The sequence below is a fragment of the Salinimicrobium terrae DSM 17865 genome (assembly GCF_000424665.1).
Taxonomy (GTDB): Bacteria; Bacteroidota; Bacteroidia; order Flavobacteriales; family Flavobacteriaceae; genus Salinimicrobium; species Salinimicrobium terrae.
The window spans coordinates 26,377-45,821 of the sequence record NZ_AUKI01000024.1; the positions used below are offsets into that span (position 1 = coordinate 26,377).

At 39.3% G+C, this 19,445-nt stretch carries 22 protein-coding genes; 19 read left to right on the forward strand and 3 right to left on the reverse strand.

Going from position 1 to position 19,445, the window contains the following annotated elements:
• Nucleotides 1-74: 74 nt before the first annotated feature.
• From H148_RS0111625 to H148_RS0111685, 13 genes are all read left to right on the forward strand, one after another.
• Nucleotides 75-1,400, forward strand: a complete 1,326-nt coding sequence (locus H148_RS0111625; protein WP_029034956.1) for a dihydrolipoamide acetyltransferase family protein — start codon at nucleotides 75-77, stop codon at nucleotides 1,398-1,400.
• Between the two features lie 113 nt (nucleotides 1,401-1,513).
• The gene (locus tag H148_RS0111630) at nucleotides 1,514-2,293 is read left to right on the forward strand and encodes a 3'-5' exonuclease (protein WP_029034957.1); all 780 of its coding nucleotides are present in this window, start codon (nucleotides 1,514-1,516) and stop codon (nucleotides 2,291-2,293) included.
• Nucleotides 2,294-2,302: 9 nt separating this feature from the next.
• A complete protein-coding gene (locus H148_RS0111635) occupies nucleotides 2,303-2,917 on the forward strand; it encodes a fumarylacetoacetate hydrolase family protein (RefSeq protein WP_029034958.1) in 615 nt (204 codons plus the stop codon).
• Entirely contained in the window at nucleotides 2,917-3,255 is a 339-nt protein-coding gene (locus H148_RS0111640) for an Hpt domain-containing protein (RefSeq protein ID WP_029034959.1), read from the forward strand. Before H148_RS0111635 ends, H148_RS0111640 begins: the two co-directional genes overlap by 1 nt.
• On the forward strand, nucleotides 3,255-4,508 hold the full coding sequence (locus H148_RS0111645; RefSeq protein WP_029034960.1) for a competence/damage-inducible protein A: 1,254 nt from the start codon (nucleotides 3,255-3,257) through the stop codon (nucleotides 4,506-4,508). Before H148_RS0111640 ends, H148_RS0111645 begins: the two co-directional genes overlap by 1 nt.
• 458 nt (nucleotides 4,509-4,966) lie before the next feature.
• Nucleotides 4,967-5,206, forward strand: a complete 240-nt coding sequence (rpmB, locus tag H148_RS0111650; protein ID WP_029034961.1) for a 50S ribosomal protein L28 — start codon at nucleotides 4,967-4,969, stop codon at nucleotides 5,204-5,206.
• A gap of 24 nt (nucleotides 5,207-5,230) precedes the next feature.
• Nucleotides 5,231-5,413: a 50S ribosomal protein L33 gene (gene rpmG / locus H148_RS0111655; protein WP_029034962.1), complete on the forward strand. Its 183-nt coding sequence runs from the start codon at nucleotides 5,231-5,233 to the stop codon at nucleotides 5,411-5,413.
• A 9-nt stretch (nucleotides 5,414-5,422) separates the two neighbouring features.
• Nucleotides 5,423-5,575 carry a DUF4295 domain-containing protein gene (locus tag H148_RS18515; RefSeq protein WP_083961659.1) on the forward strand — a complete coding sequence of 51 codons (153 nt, stop codon included), beginning with the start codon at nucleotides 5,423-5,425 and terminating at the stop codon, nucleotides 5,573-5,575.
• 132 nt (nucleotides 5,576-5,707) lie between these two features.
• Nucleotides 5,708-6,661 (forward strand): signal recognition particle-docking protein FtsY, encoded by a 954-nt coding sequence (gene ftsY / locus H148_RS0111665; protein ID WP_029034963.1) that lies wholly within the window; start codon nucleotides 5,708-5,710, stop codon nucleotides 6,659-6,661.
• Between the two features lie 24 nt (nucleotides 6,662-6,685).
• Nucleotides 6,686-8,356, forward strand: a complete 1,671-nt coding sequence (locus H148_RS0111670; protein ID WP_029034964.1) for an amidase family protein — start codon at nucleotides 6,686-6,688, stop codon at nucleotides 8,354-8,356.
• Between the two features lies 1 nt (nucleotide 8,357).
• Nucleotides 8,358-8,636: a hypothetical protein gene (locus tag H148_RS0111675; RefSeq protein ID WP_037325168.1), complete on the forward strand. Its 279-nt coding sequence runs from the start codon at nucleotides 8,358-8,360 to the stop codon at nucleotides 8,634-8,636.
• 712 nt (nucleotides 8,637-9,348) lie between these two features.
• Nucleotides 9,349-9,780, forward strand: coding sequence for a hypothetical protein (locus tag H148_RS0111680; protein WP_029034966.1), 432 nt, complete (start codon nucleotides 9,349-9,351; stop codon nucleotides 9,778-9,780).
• Nucleotides 9,756-10,403 carry a hypothetical protein gene (locus H148_RS0111685; RefSeq protein ID WP_029034967.1) on the forward strand — a complete coding sequence of 216 codons (648 nt, stop codon included), beginning with the start codon at nucleotides 9,756-9,758 and terminating at the stop codon, nucleotides 10,401-10,403. The genes H148_RS0111680 and H148_RS0111685 overlap by 25 nt, the downstream gene beginning before the upstream one ends.
• Before the next feature lie 139 nt (nucleotides 10,404-10,542).
• Here the strand turns inward: H148_RS0111685 and H148_RS0111690 are convergent, their stop codons facing one another.
• Together H148_RS0111690 and H148_RS0111695 are read right to left on the reverse strand one after the other, a co-directional pair.
• Nucleotides 10,543-10,755, reverse strand: a complete 213-nt coding sequence (locus H148_RS0111690; RefSeq protein ID WP_029034968.1) for a helix-turn-helix domain-containing protein — start codon at nucleotides 10,753-10,755, stop codon at nucleotides 10,543-10,545.
• Between the two features lie 3 nt (nucleotides 10,756-10,758).
• The gene (locus H148_RS0111695; protein WP_029034969.1) at nucleotides 10,759-11,280 is read right to left on the reverse strand and encodes a DUF2975 domain-containing protein; all 522 of its coding nucleotides are present in this window, start codon (nucleotides 11,278-11,280) and stop codon (nucleotides 10,759-10,761) included.
• A gap of 944 nt (nucleotides 11,281-12,224) precedes the next feature.
• Here H148_RS0111695 and H148_RS0111705 point away from each other — a divergent pair.
• The 5 genes from H148_RS0111705 to H148_RS0111730 all read left to right on the forward strand — a co-directional run bounded on the left by H148_RS0111705 (nucleotide 12,225) and on the right by H148_RS0111730 (nucleotide 16,397).
• Nucleotides 12,225-13,061 carry a LytR/AlgR family response regulator transcription factor gene (locus H148_RS0111705; RefSeq protein WP_029034971.1) on the forward strand — a complete coding sequence of 279 codons (837 nt, stop codon included), beginning with the start codon at nucleotides 12,225-12,227 and terminating at the stop codon, nucleotides 13,059-13,061.
• A 124-nt stretch (nucleotides 13,062-13,185) separates the two neighbouring features.
• Complete coding sequence (locus H148_RS0111710) at nucleotides 13,186-13,848, forward strand: CPBP family intramembrane glutamic endopeptidase (protein WP_029034972.1); 663 nt, start codon at nucleotides 13,186-13,188, stop codon at nucleotides 13,846-13,848.
• 370 nt (nucleotides 13,849-14,218) lie between these two features.
• Complete coding sequence (locus H148_RS0111715; RefSeq protein WP_029034973.1) at nucleotides 14,219-14,593, forward strand: VOC family protein; 375 nt, start codon at nucleotides 14,219-14,221, stop codon at nucleotides 14,591-14,593.
• A 385-nt stretch (nucleotides 14,594-14,978) separates the two neighbouring features.
• Nucleotides 14,979-15,140 (forward strand): hypothetical protein, encoded by a 162-nt coding sequence (locus H148_RS18630; RefSeq protein ID WP_156877248.1) that lies wholly within the window; start codon nucleotides 14,979-14,981, stop codon nucleotides 15,138-15,140.
• A 396-nt stretch (nucleotides 15,141-15,536) separates the two neighbouring features.
• The gene (locus H148_RS0111730; RefSeq protein WP_029034974.1) at nucleotides 15,537-16,397 is read left to right on the forward strand and encodes an aminotransferase class IV; all 861 of its coding nucleotides are present in this window, start codon (nucleotides 15,537-15,539) and stop codon (nucleotides 16,395-16,397) included.
• Nucleotides 16,398-16,553: 156 nt separating this feature from the next.
• On the opposite strand, the gene H148_RS0111735 is transcribed toward H148_RS0111730, so the two are convergent.
• Nucleotides 16,554-17,678, reverse strand: a complete 1,125-nt coding sequence (locus H148_RS0111735; RefSeq protein WP_029034975.1) for a DmpA family aminopeptidase — start codon at nucleotides 17,676-17,678, stop codon at nucleotides 16,554-16,556.
• Nucleotides 17,679-17,870: 192 nt separating this feature from the next.
• Between H148_RS0111735 and rimO the strand changes: the two genes are divergently transcribed.
• Nucleotides 17,871-19,226 carry a 30S ribosomal protein S12 methylthiotransferase RimO gene (gene rimO, locus H148_RS0111745; protein ID WP_029034976.1) on the forward strand — a complete coding sequence of 452 codons (1,356 nt, stop codon included), beginning with the start codon at nucleotides 17,871-17,873 and terminating at the stop codon, nucleotides 19,224-19,226.
• The last annotated feature ends 219 nt before the right edge of the window (nucleotides 19,227-19,445 follow it).

The following is a 19,445-nucleotide window of genomic DNA, read 5'->3' on the forward strand; positions in this document are numbered from 1 at the left end:
AATTATTATTAATTGAGGTAAATTTTTAATAATTTTGCAGTCAGAATAATATAGAACAACTTCGAGATAAGAATATGGCAAGATTTGAACTGAAATTACCCAAAATGGGGGAAAGTGTTGCGGAAGCAACCATTACAAATTGGTTAAAGGAAGTTGGAGATACCATTGAAGCCGATGAGGCTGTTCTGGAAATTGCCACAGATAAAGTGGACAGTGAAGTACCTAGCGAAGTTGACGGAAAGCTGGTAGAAAAGCTTTTTAATGCAGATGATGTAGTGCAGGTAGGACAAACGATCGCTATAATTGAAACTGAAAGCGATGAGGCGGCCGAAACTACCCCGGTAGCTGACCAGCAAGTGCCTTCTCCCGAAATTGAAGAAGCTGTTGCCGCCGCCGAGGAGCGTGTGGACAAGGCTAAAGAAATAAGCACCCAGGATTTCTCTGATAGTAACAGGTTTTATTCTCCATTGGTTAAGAATATTGCCAAGGAAGAAGGAATTTCATTTGATGAGCTCGAGAAATTAGAAGGTAGCGGTAAGGATGGAAGAGTGACTAAAAATGACATTTTAGAATACCTTGAAACCCGATCTTCTCAACCTGCATCAAAGTCAGGTCAACAACCACAACAACAAGCTGCAACTCAAAACCAGGCTGCATCACAACCCGCTAAAACTCCTGTGAGTGTGAATGGTGAGGACGAGATCATTGAGATGTCCCGAATGGGCAAAATGATAGCTCATCACATGGTGGAAAGTGCACAAACTTCAGCTCACGTGCAGTCTTTCATTGAGGTTGATGTAACTAACATCTGGAATTGGAGGAAAAAGAACAAAGATGCGTTTGAAAAAAGAGAAGGGGAGAAACTTACATTCACCCCGATCTTTATGGAGGCTGTAGCCAAGGCTATAAAAGATTTCCCATTGATCAACATTTCCGTTGACGGGGACAAGATCATTAAGAGGAAAAATATAAACCTGGGAATGGCAGCAGCCCTTCCCGATGGCAATCTAATTGTACCGGTGATTAAAAATGCCGATCAGCTTAACCTGGTAGGCATGGCAAAAGCAGTGAATGATCTTGCCGGCCGTGCCCGTATCAACAAGCTAAAACCGGATGATATCCAGGGTGGTACTTATACGGTGACCAACGTTGGGACCTTTGGAAGTATTATGGGCACACCTATTATTAATCAGCCACAGGTTGCGATCCTTGCTTTGGGTGCTATTAGAAAAGTGCCGGCAGTGATTGAAACTCCCGAAGGAGATTTCATTGGAATTCGATACAAGATGTTCCTTTCTCACAGCTATGATCACCGAGTGGTGAACGGTGCATTGGGAGGACAGTTTGTTCAGAGAGTAGCCCAATACCTGGAAAAATTTGACAAGAACAGAGACGTATAATTAAAGTCTCAAAAATGATAAAAAGCCATGGCCTTTCCGGCTGTGGCTTTCTTTTTTAGCTGTTTCCCCTAAAAATTTCGGGAAATAGTATATTTACCAAAATCCGAATTTATATGGAATTGAAGCTGAACAAGCCATTATGTTTTTTTGATCTTGAGGCGACAGGAACTAATGTGGCCAAAGACAGGATCGTCGAAATTTCTATTCTTAAAGTTTTTCCCAATGGTAACCGTGAAAGCAAAACCTGGCTGGTAAATCCCACGGTGCCAATCTCCAAAGAAGTGATTGCCATCCACGGCATAACCAATGAGAAAGTGGCCAACGAACCAACTTTTAAGGAACTCGCTCCCACGGTTTATGAAATGATTAAAGGTTGCGATCTTGCCGGGTATAATTCCAATCGTTATGACATTCCACTTTTAGCTGAAGAAATGTTACGCGCAGGAGTGGATTTTGACATGAAGAATTCACTCGCAGTTGATGTGCAGACCATTTTCCATAAGATGGAACAACGAACCCTTTCTGCTGCATATAAATTCTACTGCGGTAAAGATCTTGAAGGCGCTCATGGTGCCGAAGCCGATACAATGGCGACTTATGAAGTCCTGAAGTCCCAACTTGAACGCTATGAAGAACAACTGCAGAATGATGTAAAGTGGCTGTCTTCGTTTACAGCCAGGAAAGAATGCGCAGATATTGCAGGTTTTATTGTGTATGATAAAAAGGGAAGAGAAGTCTTTAGTTTTGGTAAACATAAAGGAAAATCTGTGGAAGATATTCTGGAGCAGGAACCGGGATATTTCGGCTGGTTCCAAAATGCCGATTTCCCGCTGTATACCAAGAAAGTTCTTACCGCGATTAAGTTGAGAAAGCTCAACACAAAACTTAAATAAATACTGTCAATGAAGATCATCTGTATAGGTCGGAATTATACCGATCATATTGCCGAACTTCAGAACGAAAGACCCGATGAGCCGGTGATCTTTTTAAAACCTGATTCGGCTGTGCTGCTTAAGAAGCAGCCTTTCTTTATTCCGGAGTTTTCCAATGATGTGCACTACGAAGTAGAGCTGCTGGTAAGGATCAATAAGATCGGGAAACACATTCAGAAGAAATTTGCTCACAAATATTATGATGAGATTGGATTGGGTATCGATTTTACAGCCCGGGACCTGCAGACTAAGCTCAAAGATAAAGGTCTGCCGTGGGAAAAAGCTAAAGGTTTTGACGGCTCTGCTGTCATTGGAGAAAAATGGATTGAAAAATCACATTTTAAAGACCTTAATGATATAGGTTTTGAACTGGAAAAAAATGGAAAACTGGTGCAGCAGGGAAGATCTTCACATATGTTATGGAAGATTGACGAAATAATTGAATATATTTCACAGTATTTTACGCTCAAAATAGGAGATGTGATCTTCACAGGAACTCCTGCAGGGGTGGGGCCGGTTGCAATAAATGATCAATTGAGCGGATTTATAGAAGACCAACAAATATTCTCAATACAGGTAAAATAATGAGGAACTACAATTTAGAAAGTGTTGAAGAAATGGCCGGCGGAGACCAGGACTTCGTAAAAGTGGTGGTACAAACATTCCTTGAGGAGATCCCTCCAGATCTTGAAGGAATGAACCAGGCCGTTATTCAGGATAACCCTGAACAGGCTTATCAATACGCTCATAAAATGAAACCAAACTTCCAGATGTTTGGTTTAGGTCTAATGCCTCAAATTAAGATCCTCGAAGGTTGGGCAAAAGACGGTGAAAACAAAGAAGAAGTTCAAGAGGCTACCCGCATTATTACCGATAAGTATAAAAAAGCCGAAAAAGAACTTAAGGAAGATTTTGATCTATAATGACTGCAGAAATTATTACCATAGGAGATGAGATCCTTATTGGGCAGATAGTCGATTCCAATTCGGCCTATATTGCGAAGGAGCTCAATCTTATTGGGATTTCTGTTTACCAGATCACTTCTGTTCAGGATGAAAAGGAGCACATCCTTACTACTTTAAGTGAGGCTTCAAAAAGAGCAGATATCATCATTCTTACCGGCGGCTTAGGGCCAACCAAAGATGATGTGACAAAATATACCCTTGCTGCTTATTTTGAAGATGAGCTGGTATTGAATGAAAAGGTGCTTCAACATGTCGAGGAGCTTTTCTTGAAATACAAGAAGACTCCGATTTCAGATCTTAACCGAGAGCAGGCAATGTTGCCTTCAAAAGCTACTGTGCTGCATAATAAATACGGGACTGCTGCAGGGATGTGGATCGATAAGGATCAAAAGGTTTACATTTCTCTTCCCGGTGTGCCTTACGAGATGAAGAATCTTGTGGAAGAGGAGGTAATTCCCCGGCTAAGGGAAAAATTTGATCGCCCGTTTATTTATCATAAGACTATTCTCACAAGCGGAGAGGCCGAAAGTGTTATTGCGAATAAACTCGCCGGCTTTGAAGAAAAACTACCTAAACATATTAAGCTGGCTTACTTACCGGGATTGGGACGGGTACGGCTAAGACTCTCCGGAAAGGGTGAAAATGAGGAGGAACTAATAACTTCAGTTGAGAAGCAGGTGGAAGGTTTATATGAACTCCTGGGAGATATTATTTCTGAAGAGCAGGAGGAGGATGAAAAAATTGCTGTTCAGATAAGTAAAATACTCACTGCAAAAAAGAAATTCCTCTCGGCAGCCGAAAGTTGCACAGGAGGAGCTTTGGCGGCTTCCTTTACCACTCATCCAGGCGCATCGGGCTGCTTTAAAGGGGGAATTGTCTCTTATGCAACCCAGCTTAAAATTGAAAACCTGAATATTTCCGAAGAGCTTATTAAAAAACATTCGGTGGTTAGTGCCGAGGTGGCCGAGGCTATGGCAAAGAACGCCCGCAAGGCTTTTAAAACTGACTACGCGCTTTCAACAACCGGAAATGCCGGACCAACGAAAGGAGAAAGTGATGCCGAAGTAGGTACTGTTTATATTGGTCTTGCAACGCCTGATAAAGTTTTTTCTCAAAAATTTGTTTTTGGTAATAACAGGGATCAGGTGGTAAAACACACTGTGCATAAAGCATTTGAAATGATCCTGAAGGAAATTACGGCAGAGAAATAAAAAAAGATCTCTGCGTTTTTGGAATAAAGAGCCAGGACCGCTGCGCTTTTGAGCCAGGAGACAAAATAATAATCTCGATAGGAGAATTTTGAGATTTGTTATTCGACTATGGCATTCGGTGCTTAAAATTTGTTTTCATTAATCCAGTCTCCAGTCTCCAGTCTCCAGTCTTCAGTCTCCAGTCTCTGGTCTCGGGATTCTGGTTAATTTTTGTTGCTTCAGGCTTTTGAAAAGTACTTCAGGAGCAACCGAAATTAAGGTTCGATTTTAAAAAACTTCCGAAGCAAAAAAATAAAACCAAAAACTTAGGTGTCAAAAGTGGCATTTTCAGAAGCATTTTCCGCAGAAGAAGCTAAGGAGGAACTTCAGAAAAATATTTTTAATTCCCTATTGGCTATTAGGTAAAAAAATCGTTAATTTGCAGCCTGTTTTGAAATAACGAGTTAAAGTATAGAACAATGTCAAGAGTTTGTGAACTTACAGGTAAGAAAGCAATGGTAGGAAACAATGTTTCCCACGCGATGAACAAGACAAAACGTAAATTTGACGCCAATTTGGTTAAAAAACGTTTTTACATCCCTGAAGAAGATAAATGGATCACTTTAAAAGTATCTACTTCTGCAATTAAGACAATTAATAAAAAAGGGATTGCTGCAGTAATTAAAGATGCCCGCGCAAAAGGCTTTTTAACCAAGTAATCCTAACATTTAAGACGCAGTAAAATGGCAAAGAAAGGTAACAGAGTTCAGGTTATATTAGAGTGTACAGAGCACAAAGCAACGGGTAAACCGGGTACTTCAAGATATATTACAACAAAAAATAAAAAGAACACGCCAGATAGAATGGAGCTGAAGAAATTCAACCCAATTCTAAAGAAAATGACGGTTCATAAAGAAATTAAATAAGCGTAAGTCATGGCAAAGAAATCAGTAGCAACATTACAGACAGGATCAAAGAGATTAACTAAGGCTATTAAAATGGTGAAATCTCCAAAGACCGGTGCCTATACTTTCGTTGAAGGAATTATGGCTCCTGAAATGGTAAATGACTTCCTGAATAAGAAATAAGTTATTTTCAAAATAATTAAAGGCCGTCCCGATACACATCGGGACGGCTTTTTGTTTTTGTGTATATTTACCCTCGGCTTTTTGCCTATGGGTATTTGCCGTTTGTACTAAAAATAAAGACCATACCACATAATGAGTTTATTCAAAAAGATCTTCACGCGTGAGAAAAAAGAGACCCTGGATAAGGGTCTTGAAAAATCCAAAAATGATTTCTTTTCCAAGCTGGGAAAAGCAGTTGCCGGTAAATCCAAAGTTGATGAAGAGGTACTCGACGACCTGGAGGATGTACTGGTGAGCAGTGACGTGGGTGTTGGAACAACAGTTAAGATCATCAATCGTATCGAAGAACGTGTAGCCAGGGACAGGTTCCTCGGGACAGACGAACTTAATAAGATCCTGAGGGAGGAGATCGCTGCCCTTATGGCCGAAACAAATTCGGGCGAAGCGACAGAGTTCTATGTTCCTACAGATAAAAAACCTTACGTGATCATGGTGGTTGGCGTGAATGGAGTAGGTAAAACCACAACGATTGGAAAGCTCGCTTATCAATTTAAAAAGGAAGGTAAAAAGGTGGTTCTTGGTGCAGCCGATACTTTTAGAGCAGCCGCGATCGAACAACTTCAGGTTTGGGCAGACAGGGTGGATGTTCCTATTGTAAAGCAAAGAATGGGTAGTGATCCTGCTTCCGTGGCATTTGATTCTGTGCAGAGCGCAGTGAAGCAGGACGCAGATGTGGTGATCATTGATACCGCAGGCCGACTTCACAACAAGGTAAATTTAATGAATGAGCTTACCAAGGTGAAGAGGGTGATGCAGAAAGTGGTAGATGATGCGCCTCATGAGGTTTTACTTGTTCTGGATGGGTCTACGGGCCAAAATGCTTTTGAGCAGGCTAAACAATTTACTGCAGCTACCGAGGTCACTTCCCTTGCAGTAACCAAACTTGACGGAACCGCAAAAGGCGGGGTAGTAATAGGTATTAGTGACCAGTTCCAGATCCCCGTAAAATATATTGGGGTGGGCGAAGGCATTGAAGACCTGCAGGTTTTTAATAAGTATGAATTCGTGGATTCTTTCTTTAAATAGCATTTCAATTCAATTTACATCCCTATGAAGCAATTCTATATTCTTTTTTTGGTCCTTTTAACTGCAACTTCCTGTAAAGTACAAACAGAAGAAGAAGCGGTCGTGGCAGAACCTGCAGTGGTGTGGGAGCGACAGGATGAAGCTGCCGAACTTGAAGAACAGGCGCAGCATGAGAATGAAAGAATGCAGTTTAAACTTATCAATTCTCAAACCCTGGACAAGAATGAGATCTGGAAACCATTTGAAGAGGATCTTGCTCAATTCTCTGCCAGAAAGTATGAGTCTCTGAAACCTCTTATTCTTGAAAGAAGCATTCCCGAACTGCAACGTGCTATTAAGAACGGCCGACTTTCCTATACAGATCTTACCCTTTTCTACATTTATCGCATAAGAGAGTTTGAAAGCAATAATGAACTTTCCCTTAACGCAGTGATCGCATTGAATCCCGATGTAGTGGCACAGGCCAGACAGCTTGATGAGCAGGAAATCCCTGCAGGGAGTGAGAATTCGGTTTACGGAATGCCTATTATGCTCAAGGATAATATCAATACTTCAAACGTAAAAACTACTGCCGGAGCAATTGCCCTGGCGGAGAATTTACCTACTGAAGATGCTTTTATTGTAGAGCGTTTACTGGACAATAAGGCGCTTATTTTGGGTAAGGCAAATCTTAGTGAATGGGCCTATTACTTTTGTGAAGGTTGTCCTCTGGGATACAGTGCCGTTGGCGGGCAAACCCTTAATCCCTACGGAAGAAAATTATTTGAAACCGGAGGTTCCAGCGCGGGCAGCGGAGTGGTAGTAGCTGCAAATTATGCTGTGGCTTCAATTGGGACCGAAACAGCCGGTTCTATTCTTTCACCGGCTTCCAAGAACTCTGTGGTAGGATTAAAACCGACTGTTGGGCTGCTGAGCCGCACCGGGATCATTCCTATTTCCGGCACCCTGGATACTCCCGGTCCTATGACAAAATATATTATTGACAATGCAATTTTGCTCGATGCCCTTACGGGAAAAGATTCAGAAGATCCTGCATCGGTCGTAGGAGGTATTAATTATGTAGAAGCACTTTCTTCTGAAGGTCTCCGCGGAAAAAGAATTGGAGTCATGAAGTCTCTGTTGACCGATTCCCTGTACAATAATGCTGTAAATGCGATGAGAGAAGGCGGAGCCGTAATTGTAGAATTTGAGGCCGAGCAGGTGCCGTTGGAAAATTTCCTTACCCTTCTCAATGCACATATGAAAAAGGATCTTCCTGCCTACCTTTCTACTCAGGCAGGAGAGGATATAGAATTCAGGAGTGTTGGGGAAATAGCAGAATACAATCAGCAGGACAGTGTACTGCGGGCACCATACGGGCAGCAGCTTTTTGATGCAATAGTGGCCGATACTACAAGTGCTGCAGAGCTGGAAAGGATCTCTGCACAGCTTCAGGAAAACGGAAGACGGTTTTTTGACGTGCCTATGGATCAACACAACCTTGATGCAGTTGCTTCCATAAATAATTATCATGCGGCCTATGCTGCCGTGGCAAAGTATCCTGCTCTCGCTGTTCCTGCCGGCTTTGAAGCTACCGGGGAGCCAAAGAGTATCACTTTTATAGCCAAACCCTTTGAAGAAGCTATGCTTTTAAATTTGGGTCAGGGTTTTGAACAGCTGAACCATTTAAGAAAACAGCCCGGGAATTACAGATAATATGTCACACAGGAATCTGGTGATCATCACGAAGATCATCCTTATCTACAGTATATTTTTCATTGTTATGAAGCTGGTGATCATCTTTGGTGGTGCCTGGCTTGTTCCAAATCTTGTTTTAATGCTTCCCTTTCTTATCCTGGGAATAATCTCGGGAATCCAGGTGAAGCGGGAAAAATATTCCTGGTGGTTTGTGGGGATTGGAGCAGCAGTGATCATTCTCACTCGCGTCTATGAAACTCAGCTGGCGGTGTGGATACAGCAGCAGGTGATGAGCTAAACAACTTTAAAAAATCCTTCTGAAAATATCATTTATAAGCCTGAAGATTCTTTAGGCTTTTTTTGTGTTCTATTCTAACTGTAACAAATCCCGGAAATATGTGCTTCTTTACGGGTTTCCATAATTGTCTTTAACAGAATTTTAATAGATTTACTGTCAGCAGTAACAAAAGTTGTTTTATTCCCTTTTATAAGGTGGTAAAAAGAAGTGTTTTGCTGTTATATAACGAGTTGTACACAATGGCTCCTGACCTCACTCAAACTTGATAAAAATTAAATTTTAAATGCTGCTCGTGGAAATCAGTATCTGACAATCTTTAACACAAAAAAAATTAAAACGACTGACTCTCACTCGACTGAAAATTAATTTTATCACTCTTGCGGAATTAAAAATAATCGAACTAATTAAAATTAAGCGGAACAGCGAGATAGTTTCATAAACTTAACCTCACTCAGCCGCGGTTAATTTTCTCACTCTTACGGAAAAAATTTATTTTCAAAAAAATAAGATTTGGAGTTCCTCAGAAAAAAAACGGCAAATCTCTCGTGCTCACTCAACTGTGTCGCCACTGATGTACAACAATAAATAACACAAATTGCGGAATACCTCTCAAAAATGGCATTTTTGACTACCTTTAAAGTAAAGTCATTAACGGACAAATTAGAGTCGCCAAGCCGCAACTTGCGTTATTCGAGCCGTTAGGCAAAATTTAATGGAAAAATTTCGAACCCACTTAATTGTAAATCTTCGAAATTCAAGAATAATTGAAAATCTTGATTTCACAAAATCTGACTTTAGCTTAGAACTAATTCCAGAACCCACGAATTGCTTTTGGGAATATGGTAATGGATTGGGTGAAATACATTACGGCGGCGGCAAAAATGCAAGGGATTTTGATAATAAATTTGAACTTCAACAGAATGAATTAATTATTTTATCTCCTGATGAGAACATCGCGGCTAATGCTTTATCTCTAATTAAGGGCGGAATGATGTTAGCCTATCCAGATCCGACAAATACTTTTTTAGATCTATATGTATCCAAAAAGACTGATAGGCCTCCAGATTTTTATAAAACTTTTCCTGGCACTTTTCATAAATTAGAAAGTACAGCCTTTGGTTGCCAAGTTTTGAAAAAATTATAAATAAAAGAGATGAGTCTTATGCCTTAGAAAAACTTAAAATAAGCCTGGAACTACTTTCCTTTTCACCTCAATCAGCAGATCCGATGTATGGGCAAATATTTGACCATTATGCATTTGAAAAGCAAAATCATACACGAGCAGCATTTGCAATTATAGCTGCTTTTTCAGCAATTGAAGAGTTGGGTCTTGAAATCAGATCCAGCGCAAAAAATCCTCGGTTTCTAAACAGCGAGAAGGGACAATGGAATCCAAAAGTTTTAAAAAATGTCCTCCTAAGGTTAGAGAAAAAGGGGATTAAAGAATCGGATACTTTTGACTGGATATTTAGAGGGGAACAAACTGCAATTGAAAAGAATATCAAACCTTACTTTGGCATTGATTCGGAGTGGATTAAATATGGAGAAAAGGTTAGAGATAAAACCCTGACTTTCCCAGAGGCTTTGCACAACGCGAGCTATTTAAGAAACTATATCGCAGCACATAAGTTTAAGGAACTGACAGAATTCATAAGTCCTTATGACGTTTTTAATGTACAAATGTTAGCTCGCAAGCTGATTTTAGAAAGTTTAGGTCTGTGGCAAACAATGTTAGGTAGAAATAAAACTGTGGCTAACAATGAATAATACAAATTGCGGTATACCTCTCAAAAATGACATTTTTGACTACCTTTTAAAATAGAGTTTTGACGGACAGTTTTTTCTGTCCATCCCGCAACTTGCGTTATACGGGACGTTGTACGCAAGCTAAAAAATGAAGTTGGTATTATTTTTCATTTTCTTGAAACTCTAATATATCACCAGGTTGACATTCCAGAACCTGGCATATTGAATTTAACGTACTAAAACGAACGGCTTTTGCCTTTCCAGTTTTTAAAATAGATAAATTTGATAAAGTAACGCCTACTTTCTCAGAAAGTTCGTTTAAAGACATCTTTCTTTTAGCCATCATAACATCTACGTTAACAACTATAGCCATAATTTAAACTGTTAATTCATTTTCTGACTGAATTTCAACTCCTCGCTTGTAAAATAAAGCAACAATAAAAATTACACCTGACATAAAAAGAAATTCTTCAGCACCCCAATCGAATATTACGAGAATATCTTTTTTACCCAACCATTTACTATATCCTGTTCCAATTAATGCGATTAATCCTGTAAAAAGAGAGAAGTAGCTGATTTTGATTATTAATTTTGATAGTTCCTGATTAAATGGAAAATGTTCATCGAACTTGGAAAACAGTTTAATAACCAAAAAAAATATATAAGCTTGGAGAGCTAATAATGAAATTATGAAAGCCAAGAGTGCTACATAATGACCTACACCAAATTCATAAAGCGTTGAAAGATTAAGACCTAAATATAAATCTTTAGTCGCCTCTTGATTAACAAAAAGACTAACAAATGAGGAGATAATAATCGCCCCTGCTTTGATGCAAATTCCAATGAAAATCACCCACGAAACAACCTTCATTGTACTTAAAATTTTATTTGTTTTCATTCTTAGTTTTTTAAATTAAAAAACAAATATCAATAATTATTTATTGAAAAACAATAAAATTTATTCTTTTTTCAATACGAGTAAAAAGCCTGAGTACAACAATGAATCCTCTGAAAAGCAATAATCAGCTTCTCTTCTAAATTTAATATTTAAAATCCTTTATTTCAATAATTATATTTTCGGCGCGTTAAATTTTTGGTGAAGCTTTGCTTCGACAGAAATTCAACGCTATAATAACCCGCTCAGCATCCTATTTGTGGTCACTTCTAATGAGCGCCACCAGCATCTCTATGATTGGTTAAATAAGCCTGTCCACTGGCTAACAAAAATGTGGTCCATAAATGCCCACCTTCATTGTTTTGCGGTACAGGCTTTTTTTGACTTGAGTTTGATCATTGGGTAATTTTTATGCTACCACACCTATTTCATAAGGTGTTTCAGTTTTTATTACGGCCAAGGTGCGACTCAGGAGTTTATGAGTCTTGCTGGCCATGGTTTCGCGGGCCGTAGGAAAATTGAATTCCTGATTATCGATCCAGTGACGAAAGGTATGGCTCCAGTGGTCATTATCAAACTCTGTAAGATGCAGTTGCCTGTACTGCAGTGTATTTTCCAGCTCCTCTTGTGGATTTCGATCCCTATGAATAAATTTGGTAAGGCAGTAAACGTAGTTTTCATAATCTTTAATTTTATGGTGAATTTTAAAGGTACTCGATTACTGCTTTTTCGTTGATGCTAACACAAATTGCGGAAGACCAGTCAAAAATGGCATTTTTATGTACCTTTTAATATGGTAATTAGAAGATAAATCTCGTTCCCTAATTCGCACTTGCGTTAACTGGAAGGTTGTCAAAAATACTCGAGGGATGTTCTTCGTAACAACTTTTTTTACCTAATCAGGCATACTTTAACTTTGGATTTTAACAAAAAAAAGCTTCTAATACATGAATATTGTACATCCAACCAAGAATACAGTAAAGACAATATGGTATTCATTTAACAGTAGTTCTGCAAGGCGTTGGTTTCAGAAAGCTATTGTATTCACGATTTTCTCTTTAGTAGTAAATCATTTAGCAAATCGTGATAGTTTCCCAGATACTGAATCGTATAGATTCCCCATAGAAGGTTTTCTGTCATCTATCGCTTTATGTTTTCTCATTGGAATCATAGCGGATTTTAATTTTAAATTTTACAAGAGAAAGCATTTTTCTAAAAAGGTGGAAATTGCCACTATCATATGGTTTATGGCTTCTACCCTGGGTTATATTACAATCATGTATATTCCTTTAAATATTATTATAAATATAGTTGCAGGTGCTGAGACAGAGTTCTACTATTTATTAATTGGTTTGCTCCTTACCTTATTATTGAGTTTTATTCTCGTAGGTTTATTGTATGCGCGAGACCTATACAGTTTATATAAGTTATCTATAAAAGATGCTGAAATTACTATTGAAAGCGGCGCGAAAATGACAAAACTTATCTATGAAGATATTGTGTGTTTTTACATAGAAAACAAAATTGTGTATACGGTAAAAAATGATGGCACCTCAATTAACACCGATTTCACATTGAATGAGCTGGAAGAAAAAATAAACGATCAATTGTTTTTTAGAGCCAATCGGAAAATTATCATTCACAAAGATGCTGTAGACCAAATTGAAAAAATTGAAAATGGAAAGTTGCGTATTCGGCTGAATGCTTCCATTGGAAACGATGTGATTTCTCAAATCAATATCAGTCGTTACAAGCGAAAGGCATTTATGGATTGGTTTCAATAAAAGATGCCAAAAACGGCCGACTATTCAGTTATAAATTCACGACCATTCAGTGAAAACATAAATATTTAAAGGAGTTTTCAGAGATTTTGTTCATTATTTCGCTAAGAATTTAGAATCAGAAAAAATGAACAAAATCACCTTACGCCAAACATTAGTTCCATTAATTACCATTGCAATCATCTGCTTCATATGGTTTGGACCCATCCGTTTAAGTTACGTAGAAAACATTATTATTTCTCTATTAATCATAATAGCTAATTATGTAGAATATGACGGAAAACCGTTTTCAGCACTTGGGTTTCAACGTAAAAAATTCACAGTAAAAAATATCTTAGTTCTTGCTCCATTAGTTGCATTAGGACTCTTTGTTTTTTATGTCTTCGCATTGGTTCCGGGAATTACAAAACTCACAGGAGTTCCTATCGATTATTCAAGTTTTAATCAATTGAGAGGAAATCTTCCAGCCTGTTTAATTGCATTATTATTAGTCTGGGCAACTGCGGGGTTTGGTGAAGAAATTATCTTTCGCGGTTATTTTATGCGACAATTTGTAAAATTCTTTGGAGAAAGCAAAGTAAGTATCGTGCTTAATATTGTTCTACTTGCCAGTTTTTTTGGCTTTATGCACAGTTATCAAGGAATTACAGGCCAAATTGTTGCAGGTATTGTTGGCGGGCTCTTAGCCTTAATCTTCTACTTGCGTAAATATGATTTGTGGTTTGTTATTGCTGTACATGGTTTTTTTGACACCATTGCCCTAATTTGTATTTACTTTGGTTTGGCGTAACGTAGTTATTTAAACCACTTACACCTTAAATTTACTCAATAAATTGTGCCTTTTTGAACTATATTTTGTTAATAAAATAAACAGTACTAGGGCTATCCTTGACGGGTTTTTATGGTTTAGGCTTAATTGCTATGCTGAGTCTGACTCGGAAAACCATTTAGATAATTACAGTTGGTATGTTTTATTTTTTGGCAATAACGATATAAAAAATAGCGGTTACAGTGCTGAATATAAAGTGGATTAAATAAATTTAACGTCAGTATCAAACCGAAATGTTACTGCCTTAAAATCCGCTACTTTTCATATACAAACGTTGGCGGTCATTCTAACTGATGATAATGCAAGTACATGAATTAAAAAATAAGCAGATATGGATAAAAAATTCGAAGCAGGAATAAACATTGCCATAAAAATTCCCAAAAGTAAATATGAGAAAACCCTTGCTTTTTACAGGAATATTCTCAAGATGGAAGTCGAAGAAAAGCCCATTGACAGTCCAACCGTGTCTAAAACACACAAAGTCAAATTCGGAAGCAATATTCTCTGGTTGGACTGCGTGGACAATTATACACATTCAGAAACTTGGTTACAGCTTACGGTTCCTAATGTAGAAGAGGCAACAAACTATTTGCAATCCAACGGAGTGGAAACTTGTGACGAACTTGAGGAGCTATCAGGAAATATGCATTGGATTCAAGACCCTGCAGGAACAGTATTTAACCTGCAAAAGAGAAACATTAAATAGGTTTTATAAAAAAAGACCGCCTATAGTATATAACATCAAGGCTCAAACCTGTCTCAAATTGAAAATCCGTGCTCGCTTGCAACGCGTGAATGTCCTGAGGACAATCAAACTCGCCCGCTCGCAATGTTTTTATACGGGACGTTGTAAACAAGCCAAAAAAATGCTGCAGAATTATTTTGTAATAGTGTTTCCTAAATGAAAAAACGAAATTAAAAACATTTATATTATTATTCCTTTTAGCTTTTTCACCAATATTTGGGCAGGAAATTTTAACTCGATTCCAAATTCGCCACTCGCACTATTTAGAGGGAATAACCATAAAGCAAGCGAAGTTATTCGCTTTAAAAATTAAGAAGTTAAAAAATCAATAGCGAAATTATTAAAGATGAATAAAAATACATTTGAGAATTTAATGATCGCAGTAATTGCTGCAATTCTTTTAGTTGTAAGCTTCCTGGACCAAGAAGAGTATAGTTCCATAGCTTTATTTCCTTTGATACTCCTCTTTTTAAGCGGAAAATTATTTTATAAGGATAAGAATAGTTAAAAAAAGAACCCTTTTATAACTGCTTTCTTTTTTAAGTCTGGAGAGCAGTACTGCCGACTGACACTTTTTTAAAAGAATATGCTACAAGAGCATTGAAAAATAAGATCACTTACAATATCAGGTATAACATGTTTGCTCCTCGGAAGCCGAGAGGCACGGAATTTAAGAGTTATGTTTAGAAACCGGAATCCATCTCAAAAGCATCATTTTTGGCAGCTGTTTTTTTCTGCTCATTTATCATAAATTGAAGCCAAAGGGATCTAATTACGAAAAGAAACAAAAAAGAGACTAGGTTAAAAGCGAATAAGAAAAAAAGAAACTTAGTTTTAACCTTTTCACTCTTAGTAACAGTGATTGTACTGGTGTTGATTTTTACATGGTAATGTTGAGAGAATAATGAAAAACACAAAATCTTATCCTGCAGAAGTTTATCTGAATGGCAATTGGATGCCGCCACAGGGGGCAATGGTTTCCGTTTTCGATCGCGCCTTTATGTTTGGTGACGGTATTTACGAAGTGACTCCTTTTTACCGCGGAAAACCATTTAGACTGCAGGATCACCTGGGCCGGTTGAAGTATTGCCTTGAAGAAATAAAAATTCCTTTCGATTTTTCCATTTTAGAGCCACTAATGTTTGAAGCGCTTTCCCGTGCCGGACTGGCAGAATCAGATGCTGCAGTTTATATCCAGGTGTCCCGGGGTGTTGCGCCGCGGACACATTATTTTCCAGATAATCCCGAACCCACTTTTTTGATGTATGCTTTTCCGGTACAGCTGGAGAATTTTCAGGAGAAGCGATGGAAGGTGCTGGTTTCTGAAGATTTCAGGTGGCAACGTTGTGATATTAAATCCACAGCACTTTTGGCTAATACGATGTCCAATGAGGAAGCTATTTCGGGAGGTTTCGACGAAAACCTGCTCGTTCGCGACGGCTTCTTTACTGAAGGTTCCCATTCTACCGCTTTCTTCGTTAGCCACGGAATTGTTTACACCCATCCCGAAGGTCCGCACATCCTCTCGGCCATTACCCGAAAGGTAGTTCTGGAAATTTGCCGGGATCTTGAAATTGATTATAAAGAAGAAGCTTTTCCGTTTGATAAGATTTCAGAAATAGAAGAGATCTTTGTCACCGGCACCACCACGCAAATCACAATTGTGGACTCTTTACATACTGGAGGAAAAGAAATTTATTCTGCTCAAAAAGGTGAAATTACCGAGAGATTGCAGGAGGAGTTTTGGGGGAGGACCAGGGTGTGAGCGGTTGGCGCACAGAGTTGATGTCGGATGTCTGATCCACGTCATGCTGAACTTGTTTCAGCATCTCGTTACAAAGACCCAGAAACAAGTTCAGGGTGACGATCTGCCAGTGCCGAATTGCAACCGAATCTGAATTTGGTGCTTGAATTCGAACATTTACTTTCTCTCATTCACCATCTCAAGAACCTCCTCCACCGGCAACTGTTCAATCGTTCTACCCTCAAACCCCGTCATAGTCTCTGCCATAAAAAGTGAATTTATAATGGCTTCCTCCGTGGCTTCAATAGCGGCCATGAAAAGCGGAGTGACGCGATCGTTAGGCACGACCTCCTGATATATGGTATTTGTTTCAATCCTGTAAGGGATTTGGAGATCTTCGGCAGTGGAGAAGGCGATGATGTAATCACCACTCCCGTTGGAAGCTATTCCACCGGTTTTAGCAAGTCCCAAAAATGCCTTTTTTGCCAGCCTTTCCAGGTTACGACTGTCCAGTGGAGCATCGGTTGCTACTACGATCATACAGGAGCCGTCTACGTTGTTCAGCAACTCATCACTAAAACTGAATTTCCCCAGCTCTTCCCCAACCTGCACTCCGTTAATTTGTAATACTCCGCCGAAGTTAGTCTGCACCAGAACCCCAACCGTGTGTCCACCCAGAGACTCAGGGAGTTTTCTGGATGAGGTGCCAATTCCGCCTTTGTAGCCAAAAGCAATAGTTCCGGTGCCGGCACCTACGTTTCCTTCCTGAGTATTATCTTCGGTGGCAGCTTCAATTGCAGAGATCACATCTTTTTCTGTAACGTGTCTGCCGCGGATATCGTTCAAATATCCATCATTAGTTTCTCCCACTACCGCGTTAACTGAAAATACATTTTCATTGCCGTCAAGATTCAGCGTATAATCGATCACTGCATTCATGGCGGTAGGGACACTAAGCGTGTTGGTGAGAATGATTGGCGTTTCTAAATTTCCTAATTCAGCAATTTGTGTGCTGCCGGCAAGTTTTCCGAAGCCATTGCCAACATAAACGGCTGCAGGAACTTTCTGCTGAAAAACATTCCCTCCGTGCGGAAGGATTGCGGTAACACCGGTTCTTATTGAATCACCTATGATTAGTGTGGTATGACCGACTTTCACTCCGCTAATATCAGTAATTGCATTCAGCTTTCCCGGTGTCATAACGCCAATCTCAATTCCAAAATCACGGGCTCGTTCCTGTGAAAAAACAGATAACAGGGGAAATAGGATGAATGTGAGGCAGATAAACAACTGATTTTTCATTGGGTACTAATAGTTTGAACGACAATTTAGATTTTTTCAAGATAGGATTCTAAAATCTACAAGCTTAAGTTGTTAGATGTGAGATTTGTTATTTTAGATTGTATCTTTGCAGCCGCTTTGGAAGACCTTCCTTTTTCTGAAACCTCACAGGTTTTGGAAATCTGTGGGGTTTAAAAGGTGAAAAATTGTAGTATGAGAACAAAGTCATTAAAAAAGAACAGGATAAATGTGGTCACCCTTGGCTGCAGTAAGAACGTCTACGACAGTGAGATCCTTATGGGTCAGTTGAAGGCGAACAACAAGGATGTTGTGCATGAGCAGGAGGGGAATATCGTGGTGATCAATACCTGTGGCTTTATAGATAACGCAAAAGAGCAGTCTGTAAATACCATTTTAGAATATGTTGAGCTGAAGGAACAGGGGGAAGTGGACAAAGTGTTCGTGACGGGATGCCTCAGTGAGCGCTATAAACCAGATCTTGTAAAAGAGATCCCGAACGTGGACCAATATTTCGGAACTACCGAATTTCCGGAACTGCTTGCCGCCCTTGAAGCCGACTATAAGCATGAACTTATTGGGGAACGTCTAACTACAACTCCCAAGAATTACGCTTACCTGAAGATCGCCGAAGGTTGTGACCGTCCGTGTTCTTTTTGTGCGATTCCGTTAATGCGCGGGAAGCATAGATCCACTCCGATTGAAAATCTGGTGGAGGAAGCCAGTAAACTTGCTTCCCAGGGAGTGAAGGAACTTATTCTTATTGCACAGGACCTAACTTATTACGGACTTGACCTGTATAAAAAGCGAAATCTGGCCGAACTTCTTGAGAATTTGGTGAAGGTGGAAGGAATTGAATGGATCAGGTTGCATTATGCTTTCCCGACTGGTTTCCCGATGGACGTGCTCGACCTGATGAAGCGTGAGCCGAAGATCTGTAATTATCTGGACATTCCGTTGCAGCATATTTCTGATGATCTGCTGAAGTCAATGCGCCGCGGAACTACCCATGAAAAAACTACAAATCTGCTGAAGGAATTCCGCAACAGGGTGCCGGAAATGGCAATTAGAACTACTCTTATTGTCGGATATCCCGGTGAGACTGAAGCTCATTTTGAAGAGCTGAAACAGTGGGTGAAAGACATGCGTTTCGAACGTCTTGGTTGTTTTACTTATTCGCACGAAGAAAATACGCATGCTTACAATCTTGAAGATGATGTGCCGCAGGAAGTGAAGCAGGAGAGAGCCAATGAAATTATGGAAATTCAGTCGCAGATCTCCTGGGAACTGAATCAGCAGAAGATTGGAAAAACTTTTAGAGTCGTGATCGACAGAAAAGAAGGGGAAAACTACGTTGGAAGAACAGAACACGACTCTCCCGATGTTGATAATGAAGTTTTAATCGATGCAACTAAAATTTACCTGAAGACCGGAGACTTTTACGATGTAAAGATCACAGATGCTGCCGATTTTGACCTTTTTGGAGAACCGGTTAATGCGAATGTCGATAGACCGAAGAGAAAAGAACTTTTTAAAGTTAATGGTCAGTAAAAAGTGATCCTGTCACCCTGAATTTATTTCAGGGTCTTTATCCTGAAAAGTAGTGATGCAAAAACAAGTTCGGCATGACGATGGATTGATTTACGTCACCCGGAATTTACTCTAGGAACTTCAGAATAACGAGATGCTGCAACAAGTTCAGCATGACGCTAAGGAATTCCACATAAAGCTGCAAGGTCTTTTTTGGACCTTGTAGATTTTGTTTTTTGG